Here is a 14,018-nt window from a genome sequence, read left to right as displayed (position 1 = left end):
GGGAGAAGGGGAAAAGCTGATTGGGGATTGGCGCGGCGGCAAAGCCGCCGCGCCAATCCCCTTTGACTCACTCCCCCTCCCAGCTTCGCTGGGAGGCCCGCCCGGTGCCGCGGGGCGCAGCTCCGCAACGCGGCGCAGCCGCGGGCACAGGGGTGGCCGGGGGGAGGGCGGCGATTGCTAAATAGTGCTGACACATACAACAATCCCTTGGGGACATACTCATCACAAAACAGTATTAGGACTTACGCACAGATACCAAGCGTAGTATTCCCAAGAGACTTACCGCACTGTATCTTGTATGGCGATGGCTGTCTTGCGTAAGTCCTAAGTATTAGTTAAGGCCCGGCACGGGAAAACGGCTCGTGATCGCCATGACGGACTGCCGCACCTCGGTATACACACTTTCGTTGCCGATGTTCTTCAACGTCTTGCCGATCAGCGTCGCGACCTGCGCCATCTCGGCCTCACCGAAGCCGCGAGTCGCGGTGGCCGGCGAGCCGACGCGGATGCCGCTCGTGATGCCCGGCTTCTGCGGGTCAAACGGGATTGAGTTCTTGTTGACCGTGATCCCAACCTCGTCGAGCACCTTTTCCGCCACTTTGCCGGTGACGTTCATCGGCCGCAGATCGACCAGCATCAGGTGGTTGTCGGTGCCGTCCGAAACGAGGCGGAACCCTTCAGCTTTCAGCCCGGCGGCGAGCGCTTTGGCGTTGTCCAGGATGCGCTGCTGGTACTGCTTGAACTCCGGCTTGAGCGCTTCGCCGAGAGCGACTGCTTTGGCCGCGATCACGTGCATCAACGGGCCGCCCTGCGTGCCGGGGAACACCGCTTTGTCCACCGCTTTGGCGAACTCCTGTTTGCAGAGAATCATGCCGCCGCGCGGGCCGCGCAGGGTCTTGTGCGTCGTCGAGGTGACAATGTGCGCGTACGGCACGGGGCTTGGGTGCAGGCCCGCCGCGACTAGACCCGCGATGTGCGCCATGTCTGCCACGAGCAGCGTTCCGACTTGATCGGCAATCCAGCGCATGCGCTCGAAGTCCCACAGGCGGGGGTATACCGTGGCGCCCGCCATGATGAACTTCGGCTTGGTCTGCTGCGCCAGCGTCATGATCTCCTCGTAGTCCAGCCGCTCATCATCCTTCGAGACGCCGTAATGAGCGACGTTGAACCACATGCCGCTGAAATTCACCGGCGAGCCGTGCGTCAGGTGGCCGCCGTGATCGAGCTTCATCGCCAGCACCGGATCGCCCGGCTTGGCAATTGCCATGTAGACGGCGAGGTTCGCCTGCGCGCCGGCATGCGGCTGCACGTTGGCGTGCTCGGCGCCAAACAACTGCCTGGCCCGGTCGCGCGCGATGTTCTCCACCACGTCTACGTATTCGCAGCCGCCATAGTACCGGTTGCCCGGATAACCTTCGGCGTACTTGTTAGTCAGAATCGAGCCAACCGCTTCGAGCACCGCCGGGCTGACATAGTTCTCGGACGCGATCAATTCGATCTTGTCTCTTTGCCGGCCCGCTTCCTGCTGAATGACTTTGTAGACTTCGGGGTCTTGCGTCGCCAGAATGGACATAGTGCTCCTCGTGTTGGTCGGATAGAAAATCGCATCGCCGCTTGCACGGCTTATACTGTTTCAAATTGAAAATGTCCCCATGTGCATGTCGCATGAGCACACGGCACACCGCCAAATTCTGCCCTCCCCCCCCAGCCCCCTCCCAGCTTCGCTGGGAGGGGGAGCAAGTCTCCGGGGATTGGCGCGGCGGCTACGCCGCCGCGCCAATCCCCGTTAGTTTTCCCCCTTCTCCCCCGCGCGCGGGGGAGAAGGGGCCAGGGGATGAGGGGGCGGCAGTTGCACTTGCGCAATCGCCATGAGGACATGGCCAAGTTGAAACAGTATTATAGCCGTGCGAGACGTTTGCCCATGATCACGAACGGTTTGTCTTCGGTTGGGCTGTCACTCGGATAGACGAAGTCCTCCAGGAGCGGCTCCCAGCCGCGCTTGCGATACAACATCATGGCATTGGTGTCCGCACGGTACGTGGACAGGATCGCCGTGCGCTGCCGCTGCCCATCGAGCAGCGCGTCGTGCAGGCGACCGCCGATGCCGTAACCCTGCATGACCGGCAGCAGCGCCATCTCGACAAATTCGAAGCAGTCGCTCATCCACTCCCGTGCACGCGCGTCGCCGAGCGCCGCCGCCACGGTGTCATACCACCACTGTCCCGGCCGCCCCGTGTACCCGTACGCAAAGCCCACGATCTGCCGCGTTGTCGCCTCGCGCGCCACAACCAGCCGGAAGCCGTCACGGTCGACATGGCGCGGGAGCGTCTGGGCGAAGCGCGTCAACTCGGCGGCGCCTTCGCCGTACGGTGGCGCGGCGAACGCCGCGCGGTACGCCATGTGTACTTCGTGCATGTGCGCGGGTAGATCGGCGGCCCCAAGCGGCTCAACGTCGATGCCGGGCGCCACATGCAATTCGTCCATGACCATGGCTGCAAACTCAGCCAGCACCATGGCGGTCGCGCCCCAGACCTTGTGCCCGCGCACGTCATAGAACGGCATCATGACCGAGTTGCGCGCGCCTTCCGCGCCGGGCATCAGCCATTCCTCGACCACGCGCGTGTGCGGGTCCATCAGCAGCGACAACGGGACTTCGATCAGTTCGGCCACCTCCCCCGCATCGGGGTCGAAGACCGGCCGCTCCGGCACGCACGCGACGACCGGTGCAATGTAGAAATTACTGGGCGGGATATACAGTTCGCTCAACGCGCACAACACCTGCACGCCGTCCAGCGGCGCGCCGAGCTCTTCGCGCGCCTCGCGCAGCGCCGTGGCGATATCATCCGCATCGGTAGGCTCGCGACGGCCGCCCGGCAGCGAAATCTGGCCGCGATGACGGTCCAGATGATGCTCGGTCCGGCGCATCAGCACGAAGTGCAGTTCGCCGTGTTCGGGATACAGCAGGATGAGCACGGCGCCATAGTTCGGATTGGAGATCTGCGGCGGTGTGATGCGGTCGCGATACGGCGGGGTCATATGCAGTTGCCCCGGCAGGCCGCGCGGTGGCCGGGCCGTCGCCCGCCGGATGGAATCCAGCGTCACGGTGGCATAGGCGTTCATGCTGTGATTATACCCCCACCGGCGCGCCGTTCGCGACCAGCGGCTCGCACTTGAGCACCACAATAGTCAGATCGTCCGCCTGCTCGCCGCCCCCGACAAAGTCGCTCACGGCATCGATGATCGCGTCCATGATCGCGCGCGCCGAATGCATCTGATTGGCGGTGAGCACATCGCGCAAGCGCTCGCGCTCGAACATGTCGCCCGCCGCGCTAGACGCCTCGGTCACGCCATCCGTGTAGAACACCACGATATCGCCGGGCTCGAGCCGGTACGACATGCTGTTGAGCGTGATCGAGTCGATGACGCCGAGCGGTAGCCCGCCCATCGGCGCAAACCACTCGATGGTCTGCGTCCGCGCGCGGTACCAGAGCGGCGGGCAATGACCGGCGTTCGCGCATTCGAGAACCCGCTCTGCCGGGTCGAGCACCGTATAAAACACAGTCACAAAGAGGTCGGAACGCGTGTCTGCCACGATGATCTCGTTGGCGCGCTCCAGCACCTGGGCGGGCGCCCGGCGCGACGCACGACCGAGCGCAATCGAGCGCACCACGGTGCGCGCAAGCGTCATGTAGATCGCGGCCGGCACGCCTTTGTCGGACACGTCGGCGACGACAATGCCCCACTTGCCGTCGCGCAGCGGCACAAAGTCGAAGAAGTCGCCCGCCACCTGCCGCGCCGGCAGCCAGATGGCCGCCAGATCGAAACCGGGCACCGCCGGCGGATGCGTTGGCAGCAGTGACGCCTGAATGGCGCGGCCGATCGTCAACTCCTGGTCCAGTTGCACGCGCCGGTCGCGCTCCATCTCCAACTGCGCGGCCTCGACCGCAATCGCCGTCTGATTGGCCATGCCGACCAGCAAGCTCGTTTTGCGCTCGTCCAGCCCGGCCTGATCGTCAACGCAGAACGCCCCGAGCAACGTGCCCCGAATCACGAGTGGAATGACCAGCAGCCGGTCGATACCCCAGCGCAGCGCAAAGTCGTCGTTCAGCGTCAACACGCGCGGGCCGGCTCCAACCAGCGAGTCGCCGCTCGCCAGGCTGTTCGCGGAGAATCGCAGGCCGACCAGTTCCTCGCTGCATTCGGTACAGAGGCCATGCGATTCGCCGCCGATCCAGCCGCCGCTCTCCCGGTCCCAGCGCAGGACGAAGCCGTGCCGCACGCCGATCAGGAACGGCGTGATGCGCACCAGCGTATTGAGAATGTCGTGAACTTCGGTGAGGCTGCTCATCGAGTCGGACACCTGCAGCAGCGCGTTCGATATGTACGCTTCATGCTGAACGCTGGCAAACAGTTCCGCTTCCTGCAGCGCCAGCGCGACCTGATCGGCCAGCGTCTGGATCACGAAAACATCCGACGGCGTGAAGAAGTTGACTTCGTCCGCCTGCACCTCCAGCACGCCCAGCACCTTGCCTTCCGCGGACAGCGGGACGACCAACTCGGCCGCCGTGCGCGGCGCCGCGGGATCGAATAGGTAGCGGGGCTCCTGCTTCACGTCGTTGGCCAGCACCGGCTCGGCCGTCCGCGCCACGGCGCTAATGATACTGGTGCGGTCAAGCTTGACGCCGGACAGCGGACCGCGCCCGGCCACCGTTCCGGCCCGGTGCACGAGCCGATCGTCGCGCAGCAGGTAAATCTCGACGTGATAATAGTTGAAGTTAATCTTGATCAGCGCCGTCGTGAAGGCCAGCAGTTCGTCGAGGTCGTATATGCCCGCCACGCGCTGGCTGACCTCGGCGATCGTCTCCAACTGGCGGGTGCGCTTTTGCTCCGCGCGGTACATGCGCGCCTGCACGATCTCCTGCGTTGCCTGATTAGCCAGCGCCAGCAGGATGCGTTCCTGATCGGCGTTGTACTGGCTTGCGAGCGGCGACTGGAGCGAGACCACGCCGATCACCGCATCTTTCGTCATGAGCGGCACATACAGGACCGAGCGCGGCGGCCGCGGCATGGCCAGCACGCCGGTGACCGGTTGCGCCTCCCGTGTGATGTCTGTCGAGCGGAAGGGACGGCGGTCGCGGACGACGCGTCCGGTCGGCCCGCCCCAGCGCGAGTAGCGGCGCGACGCCTGCCGCACGCCTTCGCGGAACCAAACCGCCATGACGACCTCGTGCGTTCGCTCGTCTTCAAGCGAAATGGCGAAGTTTTCGGTGTCGGCAACATGCGAGGCGTAGCGATGCACCAGTTCGAGCACCTGCGCTTCGTCCAGCCGCAGGCGGCTCAGCTCCTGGGCGAAATCGTTGAGCGTTTGCAGTTCGCGGTCGCGGCGAATGTAGGCCTGCGACAGGTCGGCAACCCGCTGCACGGCGACGCTGGCGACGATCACGCCGGAGGCAATCGCGAGGAATACGGCCGGTTCGAGCGTCGCAAACAGGTAGGCCAGCAGAGCGCCGCCGGGCAGCGGCATCAGTTCCACCAGCAGCGACGGGACCATGACCGTGCGGTAGAATGCGGTCAGACCGTCGGAACCGCGCTCGATCCACTCCCCCAGCCCCCACGCCGCGTGGTCCATGGCAAACCACAGCACGCATAGCACGCCGGTGGGCAACACGTCGTTCAACGTGATGGTCGTCAGCCAGATGTGGCCGCCGAGCCGGGCATACACTGTGGCGCCAAGCAGCGCCATTGTCACTTTCAGCCCGAAACTGAACGCTGCCTGCGACAGCATATCGGGCGCAGGTTGGTTGCGGTGCCGCACCCACACGCCAAGAATATGGAGCGCACCGCTCAGGCCGGCGACCAGACCGCCGCCGCCCGCGCCCCAACTGACGAGCGACGCCAGGTCGATCACGCCAACCAGCGAATGGGTGACCTTCGGCGCAACGTGAAAGCCGGCGCGCTTTACGGCGACGGACAGCAGCAGAAACAGCGTCAGCGCGGGAAGCTGCGCCGCGAGCGCTTCCGGCATCAGTACGGACACCAGCAGCCCGATACCAAGTAGCGCCATGGCAAGATGATAGGTGTGGCGAAGAAGACGACGCATCGATGGGATTATACAGGCATCTGCGCGTTAGAGCACGCGCAATCGTCGCTTGGGCAGGGCATGTTCAAAGTCGAAGCCCAGTCTGCCCCCTTCCCAACCTTCCCCCGTTCGCACACGACGCGAACAGGGGAAGGAGTGAATCCCTCGCCTGCGACGCCTCTGTTGCGTCGCGGGAGAGGGTTAGGGAGAGGGCAATGCCGAACTTGAAAATGCCCTGGTCGCCTGAGCCGGTCGAAGGCGACCGCACACGCAGCATGCCCTTCGACAGGCTCAGGGCACGCACATCTGTCGAGCCGCATACGCGCGATACGGGCGCTCGGCGAGCGCCCGTATGGTGCCATGAATCACTGGCCGGTGCCGTGCAAGCCGGGCCGATCAACCGCAAAACGCTTCGATTACGTCGGCGTATACCTGCGCGCAGACGCCCAGCGACGCGCCGTCCACCCACTCGTCCAGTGCATGCGCACCTTCGCCGCTTGGGCCAAACACCACCGTCGGGATGCCCGCGTCGCCCAGCAACGCCGAGTCGAGCCAGCCGGTGAAGGCCGAATGCTCGGCGGCGCGGCCGGTGGCGCGCTCAATCGCCGCGCTCGTCAGGCGTGCGATCGCCGACTGCACATCAGCCTCCCACGGGTTGCGCACGAACGTGATGCGGCTCGCCGCGCTGAAGGCGGGATCGGCAGCGGCCAATCGTTCCAGGATGCCGCCCAACTCGTTAGCCACCGTCTGCTCGCTCTCTGGCGGCACCGTGCGGCGCTCGATCTGCAGCGTGCACCGATCGGGATACGACGACAACTCGCGCCCGCCCTGAATTAGCGAGGCGTGAACTGAGCCGGTCCCCAGCAGGCGGTGTTTGTCGCCCGCACTCAGCCGCTGCTGCAACGCGCCGATTTCCGTGAGCACTTTGCCCATCTGCACAATCGCGTCCACACCGAGGTCGGGCCGGGAGCCGTGCGCGGCCATGCCGTGCGCGTCAATCTCCGCCCAGGCAAAGCCCTTGTGGGCGATGCCAAGCTTGAGATCCGAGGGCTCGGTGTTGATGGCGGCATCCGGCCGGGGCAGCAGCCCGGTGCGAATGTCGGCCACAATGCCTTCGGTGCCGATGCTGGCGTACTCCTCGTCGGCCACGTAGGTGAACACCACATCACCGCGCAGGCGGACGCCCGACTGTACGAGCGCGTGCGTAGCGGCCAGCGTGGCCGCCAGCGAGCCCTTCATGTCGAACGCCCCGCGGCCATAGACCCGACCGTCGCGCAGCGTGCCCGCAAACGGCTCGGCCATGCCCGTCACGCTGACGACGTCGGTGTGGCCGTTGAACAGCAGAGTGCGGCCGCCGCCACTGCCGCGCAGGATGCCGACGGCGTTAAGCCGCCCCGGCTTCAACTCGCGCTCGATGACCTCCAAACCCCAGGAGCGCATCAATTCGCAGATGGCATGCGACGCCGCCGCCTCGCCCGCCGCGGAAGGCACGAGATCCGGGTTCACCGAATCGATGCGGACGAGATCCTGCGCGATGCGAATCGCAAGGCTATTGTCAGTACGAATCACCGCATAACTCCCCGGCCTAGCGGCCGTAGAAGAAGACGCCGATAAGCGCGGCAGCCAGGATGATCAGCGCCGGATGAATTTCGGTAAAGACCATCAGCAGAAACGCGACAGCGGCTATCGCAATGTAGTCCCAACTGATGCCACCGGTCTTGGGGAGCAGATCGTAGGTTGTGAACGCCAGCAGTGCCAGAATAACGGGGCGCACAGCGGTCAGCGCGCCTTTGGCCCGCGCGTCGTCTTTGAACGCCATGTAGATGGACGCCAGAACGAGGATCAGAATGAATGAAGGGACCACCATGCCCAGCACGCCGGACAGCGCGCCCGGCAACCCGGCAATCTTGAAACCGATGTAGGCCGACATCTTCGTGGCAATCGGTCCCGGCAGGGAGTTCCCGAACGCCAGCGCGTCGGTAAACTCAGCCGCGTCCATCCAGTGGTGGACATCGACGGCTTCCTTCTTGATCAGCGGAATCACGGATGGCCCACCGCCATACCCAAACGTGCCGACGCTTGCCATCGACAAGAATATCTGCCACCACGTCTGAAGCGTTTCAAGCATTTGTCTCTCCTCCAGCAGTTTGTGATTTGCGGGCGGGACCGCATGCCGGCCCGCGCCTTATCGCATCGATTGGTCGAGGTCTTCCATCAGGTCCTGCGCGTCCTCCAGCCCGACTGAGAGCCGCACCAGCCCGTCGGTAACTCCGGCGGCCGCGCGGGCATCCGGCGTCAGCGACTCGTGGGTGGTGGACGCCGCGTGACAGACAAGTGTTTTGCTATGGCCGAGGCTGACCGCCAGCGTGGACAGCCTGACTTTATTCATCATGCGGCGGCCAGCGTCGATGCCGCCCTTGACTTCAAAGGCGATCATGCCGCCGTAGCCCGACATTTGCTTGCGTGCGAGCGCGTATTGCGGGTGGCTTTCCAGGCCGGGATAGCGCACCCATTCGACGGACGGGTGGTCTTCCAGGAAACGCGCAAGCGCCAGCGCCGTCTGGTTCATACGCTCGACGCGCAGCGGGTAGGTGTGCATGCCCAGCATGATCAGCCAGGCATTGAACGGGCTGATGACCGGGCCGAAATACACGAGTTTCAGTTTCGCCGCCTCAATCAGTTCGCTGCGCCCGACGATCATGCCGCCCATCGCCTGCCCGTGCCCGGCCATGTACTTCGTGGCGCTGTACAAAACCAGGTCCGCGCCCAGCGACAGCGGCCGCTGGTTGATCGACGTGGCAAACGTGTTGTCCGCAAACGTCAGCGCGCCCCGCGCTTTGGCCATGCCCGTGATCGCTGCGATATCACTTATCTTGAGCGCCGGGTTGCCCGGCGTTTCGAGGTAGACCAGTCGCGTGTTGGGCCGGAAAGCGTCGCGCACCTGCTGCGGATCGGTGGCGTCCACGAGAGTCGTCTGGATGCCCAGCGCGGGCAGCTCGGTCGTCATCAGGTTGTACGTGCCAGAATATACGCAGTCGGCGCAGATGACGTGGTCGCCTGCCTTGAGCGCGCTCAAGAGCGCGGTGCTGATCGCACCCATGCCGGTCGCGCAGGCCAACGCCGCCTCGGCGCCGTTGAGCGCAGCGACTTTGGCCTCCAGGCGCGACTGGTTCGGGTGCCCCCAGCGGTTGTAGATGTAGCCGTCGGTGTCGCCGCGCGTGATCGCCGCGCCTTCCTCGGCCGAACCAAGGAAGAATGTCGTCGCCATGTGAATCGCGGCGACGCTGTCGCGGCTGCCCGGCTCGGGGTCTTCGCCCGCGTGAACGGCCTGCGTGTAGATTTTCGGATCAACCATGTGGCACCTCGTATGGTGAGTTAATGGATGGCGCGCTATTTCCAGCGTGTCAGGATGGCCTCGCGCTGGAATAGCATCACGCCGGCATACATCGCGCCCAAGTCGACCAGAATGACGACAACCGTTGCCACGAGAAACGTCACGACGTTGAGCGCCACAAAACCCATTGTCTGCCCGACCGACAGCGCGACGATGGGGATCACGAGCATGCTCGCCAGTTGCTGCGCGACGCGCGCATCGTTGACGCGCGACGAAATAATCACCGAGAGGTTCACCGACAAGAGCGCCAGCAGCGGCGCCAGCACGATGATCGCCAGCAACCAGATCGGCGACAGCAGTTGCGCAAAGACCAGGTCGCTCAAGGACACGAAACGCGCGCCGATGAAGAACACGGCATACGCGAACCAGGTGGACGCCACGGCCGGCACGACCGCGGCGATGCTCTTGCCGAGCAACAGCTCTTCGGTGCGCACCGGCGTGGCCAGCAGCGGCTCCAGGCTGCGCACTTCCTTCTCGCCGATGATGCTGGCCGTCGCGATGCTGGTGGGCACCATGAGCGGCAGGATCAAGTACATCAGCAGGAACTGGCGCATGATGATAATCTGGATGACTTCCAGGCCGCCGAGGCTCTTGAGTTCAGGGAACGCTTCAACGTACCGCGCAATATCCTCCGGGCGCATGTTATTGCGCTCCGGCACCGCGCCCATGAACGCCATGATGCCCAGCGGCAGGATGGTGAGCAGCAGCGGCGGGCCGAAGATGGTCAGCAGCAGGGTGCGGTTCTGGCGCACCTCCAGCAGTTCGCGCGCGATCACCGCGCGCACGCGCGTCCAGTTCATGGCCGTGCCTCCGCTTCGTGGTGGACCAGGTTCAGGTACACATCTTCAAGCGAGTGCTTCTCCTCGACGACGGACAACACATCGCCGCCCGCCTGCACCACCGCGCGCACGATCGCCGGCGTCATCTCATCCGGGTTGTCGACGCCAATCACAATTTGGCTGCCTTCGACGTTCACGGTATTCGCCCCGGGCAACGCGCGCAGCGCGTCGATCGGCGCGCCGCTCGCGTCGCGCAGGCGCACGACGACGTGCCGCCCGTACAGGCTGCGCCGCAGTCCCTCCGGCGTCCCAACCTGAATCAGCCGCTGCTTCATGACGCCGATATGGTCGGCCAAACGCTCGGCTTCGTCGAGGTTGTGCGTGCAGAGGAAGATCGTGCGGCCTTCGCCCCTGAGCTCGGCGATGAAATCGCGCACCACCTTGGCCGATTCGGGGTCGAGTGCACTGGTCGGCTCGTCGAGAAACAGCACTTCAGGCTCATGCAGCAGCGCCCGCGCGATGGCCAGCTTCTGTTTCATGCCTTTGGAGAAAGCCGCCACCGGTTCGTTCCGCCGCTCCCACAAGCCGAGCATCGCCAGGTACCGCCGCACTTGCGCATCGCTGCGGTCGCCCGGCAGGCTGTGCAACTGCGCAAAGAACGCCAGGTTCTGTGCCGCGCTCAAGCGCTCGTACAATCCCGGCGCTTCCGTGAGGATGCCGATATGCGCGCGGATGCCATCGTTGTCCGCGCCGACGCGCCGCCCGGCGACGATCGCCTCGCCGCTCGTCGGCGCGATCAGGCAGGCCAGCATGCGCACGGTCGTCGTCTTGCCGGCCCCATTGGGGCCGAGGAACGCGAAGACTTCGCCGCGCGCCACACTCAGCGTAAGCGACTCAACGGCGGTGGCGGCGCCGAAGCGGCGCGTGAGGTCCCTGGTTTCGATCATCGCAATTGTCCTGACTTAGAACTGGTTGGGGGCCAACGCATACCGCCCTACGGTTTCAGTAGCCGTAGAACGACATACGGCGCGCCCGCCTTTCGGAACTGGAGCAACTCAGGATGCGTGCCGGCATACTGCTCCAGCGACTTGGTGTCCCAGCTAACCCTCCCACGATACCAGACGCCCTGCGCATGCTGGCCTTTGACCGATGTGCCGAGGGCGATGATCGCCTGCTTCACATCCGCTTCCAACTCGGCCGCTGCCTCATCGAGCGCTTCCAACTGTGGATTGAATTCCGCATCGATCTCGGCCAGCTTCGCTCTGATCTCGTCCGTCAGCACCGAATCGCGCAGGTTCTCTTTTTGCAGCGCCAGCGATTCGCGCCGGGCGCGCAAGTCGGCCACCTGCTCCAGTTGTTGTTTGATTTCTTTTTCGGTCATCGCCACATCCAGTGAAGATCTCTGCCCGGCTCAACGTCGAGTCGGCGTCGCGACGAAGTTCCGGCCAGAATTATAGTCTTTCTAAAGGCATATTTCCAGCGGATTGTGTTTGGACAGCAATTCTCAATTTAGCTTTGTACGGGTACTTTCCAATGCCGCTTGCGATGCGCTGGCTCTCAGGCGCTTGTCACGCAAGCTGGCCCGTCGAAAAAGTGGCACTGCCCTCCCCCCGACCCCCTCCCAACTTCGTTGGGAGGGGGCGAGATTCTTAGGAGATTGGCGCGGCGGCTGCGCCGCCGCGCCAATCCCCGTTAGCTTTTCCCCTTCTCCCCCGCGCGCGCGGGGGAGAAGGGGCTGGGGATGAGGGGGCATATTGGCAGCCGACTCCAAAATGAGAATAGCTGTGTTTGGAGCAACAGGATCAACCTGTCGGGGCGCGTCGGGACGTCATTGCGACGTTTGGCGCGTCACGCGCCCTCTGTTAGCATCAGGCCCATGCGCATTATCCGCAATCTGCTGGTGCTGACGCTCGTGTTGGGTATTGTCGCGACCGTCATCGTGTCTGCCGTGCCGCCACTTCGCGAGCGCGCAGAGTCGATTCCACTTCGAATTGAAACGTGGTGGCACGACCTGCAGCCGCGCGACCCGTTCGTGCCGCCGCCACGCGATGACGTCGCTGTCGCGCCGCCCAGCGTCAGCGCCACGCCAACTGCCACACCTGGAACGCCGGCTCCAGCGACGGCCACGCCAACGCCAGCCATCCAGGTACCGCCGCCGCCGCCGGACGTCCGACTGACTACGTTCAAGCATGAATACCAGGGCTGGAACAACTGCGGGCCGGCGACGGTCGGCATGCTGCTCAGTCACTTCGGATACACGGAAACGCAGAAAGAAATCGCGCCGCTGCTCAAACCGAACCCGCAGGATCGGAACGTCAGCCCGGATGAGCTTGCCGGCTATGTGCGCACCAAGCCCGGCATGGGCGCGGTGCTGCGTGTCGGCGGAACGATCACGGCGTTGAAGCAGTACCTGGCCAACGGCATGCCGGTGATTGTCGAAATGTGGTTCACGCCGAAGCCAAACGATGGCATGGGGCATTACCGGCTGCTGTTCGCATATAATGATCGCGTGCAGCAGTTCAACGCACTGGACTCGTACAGCGGAGCCAATGTCAAGCTGGACTACGCGGAGTTCCTGGCCAACTGGAAGGCGTTCAACAATCTCAGTATCGCCGCCTACGCGCGCGAGCAGGAGCCGCTCGCCATGGCCATTGCCGGTCCGGCGGACGAGGCGATGTGGCGCGGGTCATTGGGGCGCGCCGTATCCGCGACGGCGCTGGGCGCAGACGACGCGTTTGCCTGGTTCAATCTCGGCGCATCGCTGCAAGCGCTTGGCCGCCCGGGCGAGGCAGTGCCGGCGTTCGACCGCGCGCGCCGCATCGGCTTGCCCTGGCGGATGCTCTGGTACCAGTACGGCATCTACGATGCTTATCTGGCGGCTGGCCGGGTGCAGGATGTGCTCGACCTGACCGAGCTAACGCTGACGCAGACGACCGACATCGAGGAAGTGCAATATTATCGCGGGCGGGCGTTTGAAATGCTGGGTAGGCGAAGCGAGGCGATGCAGTCGTACCGCGAGGCCGTGCGACTGAACCGCAACTTCGCGCTGGCCGCCGATGCGCTGGCGCGGGTCTCCCGTTGATGCCCCACCACATTCCGATACCGGAGGGCCATGTGACGCCCCACGCATCTCAGGGACTATCCCCTTCAATACTTGATAACACGTGCCCGGTTTGCCTGCGCCTTGCAATGCCGGATGATTGGCGGCGGCACTACCTCGTGCCGCTGTCGGCGGGCGGCTGCGATCGGCGCATGAACACGGTGACCATCTGCCGGACGTGCTATGCCCAAATCCAAGAGGAGCTACGCCGGGGTGACGCGCGGTTGCAGTTGGTGGCGCATTGCTTCCAGCAATACCGCTATGGCCTGCTGTATACGCTCTACTGGCTGCGCCATCAATGCGCGCAGGGCGGTCCGCTGGCCGAAACCGCAGTGGAGATGCTCAACAACCTCAAGGCGTTGCCATCGCGGCGGGTGGCCGACGCGCAGGTGCGGAACATGGGTGCGACGTTTTACGAGTCGTTCGGGACGGAGACGTAAGCCATGCGCGGAACCGCGCAACACAGGTCACCAGCAATTCTCATTTTGACTTTGGACGGGTACATTCCAATGCCGGCTCGTCATGAGCTGGTCCTCGCGTGCTTGTCACCCAAACCGGTTCGACGAGTCGTTGTTGCTGCCCTCCCCCCGACCCCCTCCCAACTTCGTTGGGAGGGGGAGAGAATCCAAGGGGAGGTGCGCGGCGGCTGCGCCGCCGCGCACCTCC

10 protein-coding genes and 1 pseudogene are annotated in these 14,018 nt (G+C 64.4%); 2 read left to right on the top strand and 9 right to left on the bottom strand.

The window, feature by feature from the left end; genetic code table 11:
* Nucleotides 1-331: 331 nt before the first annotated feature.
* The 9 genes and pseudogenes from HZB53_18175 to HZB53_18135 form a co-directional block, all read right to left on the bottom strand.
* Nucleotides 332-1,573, bottom strand: a complete 1,242-nt coding sequence (locus HZB53_18175) for a serine hydroxymethyltransferase (protein MBI5879581.1) — start codon at nucleotides 1,571-1,573, stop codon at nucleotides 332-334.
* Nucleotides 1,574-2,484: 911 nt separating this feature from the next.
* Nucleotides 2,485-3,036: pseudogene (locus HZB53_18170) on the bottom strand (CoA pyrophosphatase).
* A gap of 91 nt (nucleotides 3,037-3,127) precedes the next feature.
* Nucleotides 3,128-6,064: a SpoIIE family protein phosphatase gene (locus tag HZB53_18165; protein MBI5879580.1), complete on the bottom strand. Its 2,937-nt coding sequence runs from the start codon at nucleotides 6,062-6,064 to the stop codon at nucleotides 3,128-3,130.
* A gap of 411 nt (nucleotides 6,065-6,475) precedes the next feature.
* Nucleotides 6,476-7,648: an ArgE/DapE family deacylase gene (locus tag HZB53_18160; GenBank protein ID MBI5879579.1), complete on the bottom strand. Its 1,173-nt coding sequence runs from the start codon at nucleotides 7,646-7,648 to the stop codon at nucleotides 6,476-6,478.
* Nucleotides 7,649-7,664: 16 nt separating this feature from the next.
* Nucleotides 7,665-8,207: a chromate transporter gene (locus HZB53_18155; protein ID MBI5879578.1), complete on the bottom strand. Its 543-nt coding sequence runs from the start codon at nucleotides 8,205-8,207 to the stop codon at nucleotides 7,665-7,667.
* Nucleotides 8,208-8,264: 57 nt separating this feature from the next.
* The gene (locus HZB53_18150; GenBank protein MBI5879577.1) at nucleotides 8,265-9,434 is read right to left on the bottom strand and encodes an aminotransferase class I/II-fold pyridoxal phosphate-dependent enzyme; all 1,170 of its coding nucleotides are present in this window, start codon (nucleotides 9,432-9,434) and stop codon (nucleotides 8,265-8,267) included.
* Between the two features lie 35 nt (nucleotides 9,435-9,469).
* On the bottom strand, nucleotides 9,470-10,273 hold the full coding sequence (locus HZB53_18145) for an ABC transporter permease subunit (GenBank protein MBI5879576.1): 804 nt from the start codon (nucleotides 10,271-10,273) through the stop codon (nucleotides 9,470-9,472).
* Nucleotides 10,270-11,199, bottom strand: a complete 930-nt coding sequence (locus HZB53_18140) for an ABC transporter ATP-binding protein (protein MBI5879575.1) — start codon at nucleotides 11,197-11,199, stop codon at nucleotides 10,270-10,272. Before HZB53_18140 ends, HZB53_18145 begins: the two co-directional genes overlap by 4 nt.
* A 47-nt stretch (nucleotides 11,200-11,246) precedes the next feature.
* The gene (locus tag HZB53_18135) at nucleotides 11,247-11,633 is read right to left on the bottom strand and encodes a hypothetical protein (protein MBI5879574.1); all 387 of its coding nucleotides are present in this window, start codon (nucleotides 11,631-11,633) and stop codon (nucleotides 11,247-11,249) included.
* A 495-nt stretch (nucleotides 11,634-12,128) separates the two neighbouring features.
* On the opposite strand from HZB53_18135, the gene HZB53_18130 reads away from it, so the two are divergent.
* Together HZB53_18130 and HZB53_18125 are read left to right on the top strand one after the other, a co-directional pair.
* A complete protein-coding gene (locus HZB53_18130; GenBank protein ID MBI5879573.1) occupies nucleotides 12,129-13,334 on the top strand; it encodes a C39 family peptidase in 1,206 nt (401 codons plus the stop codon).
* 107 nt (nucleotides 13,335-13,441) lie between these two features.
* A complete protein-coding gene (locus HZB53_18125; GenBank protein MBI5879572.1) occupies nucleotides 13,442-13,792 on the top strand; it encodes a hypothetical protein in 351 nt (116 codons plus the stop codon).
* Nucleotides 13,793-14,018 lie beyond the last annotated feature (226 nt).

The sequence above is a fragment of the Chloroflexota bacterium genome (assembly GCA_016235055.1).
Lineage (GTDB): Bacteria > Chloroflexota > Anaerolineae > JACRMK01 > JACRMK01 > JACRMK01.
Note: the sequence above shows the minus strand (reverse complement) of the source record. Positions and strands in the feature narration are given on the sequence as shown.

Bases quoted from the DNA above. Each gene is read 5' to 3' on its own strand.
- HZB53_18165 (MBI5879580.1), bottom strand. From the start codon at position 6,064: ATGGCGCTACTTGGTATCGGGCTGCTGGTGTCCGTACTGATGCCGGAA.
- HZB53_18135 (MBI5879574.1), bottom strand. From the start codon at position 11,633: ATGACCGAAAAAGAAATCAAACAACAACTGGAGCAGGTGGCCGACTTG.
- HZB53_18130 (MBI5879573.1), top strand. From the start codon at position 12,129: ATGCGCATTATCCGCAATCTGCTGGTGCTGACGCTCGTGTTGGGTATT.
- HZB53_18140 (MBI5879575.1), bottom strand. From the start codon at position 11,199: ATGATCGAAACCAGGGACCTCACGCGCCGCTTCGGCGCCGCCACCGCC.
- HZB53_18125 (MBI5879572.1), top strand. From the start codon at position 13,442: ATGCCGGATGATTGGCGGCGGCACTACCTCGTGCCGCTGTCGGCGGGC.
- HZB53_18175 (MBI5879581.1), bottom strand. From the start codon at position 1,573: ATGTCCATTCTGGCGACGCAAGACCCCGAAGTCTACAAAGTCATTCAG.
- HZB53_18145 (MBI5879576.1), bottom strand. From the start codon at position 10,273: ATGAACTGGACGCGCGTGCGCGCGGTGATCGCGCGCGAACTGCTGGAG.
- HZB53_18150 (MBI5879577.1), bottom strand. From the start codon at position 9,434: ATGGTTGATCCGAAAATCTACACGCAGGCCGTTCACGCGGGCGAAGAC.
- HZB53_18155 (MBI5879578.1), bottom strand. From the start codon at position 8,207: ATGCTTGAAACGCTTCAGACGTGGTGGCAGATATTCTTGTCGATGGCA.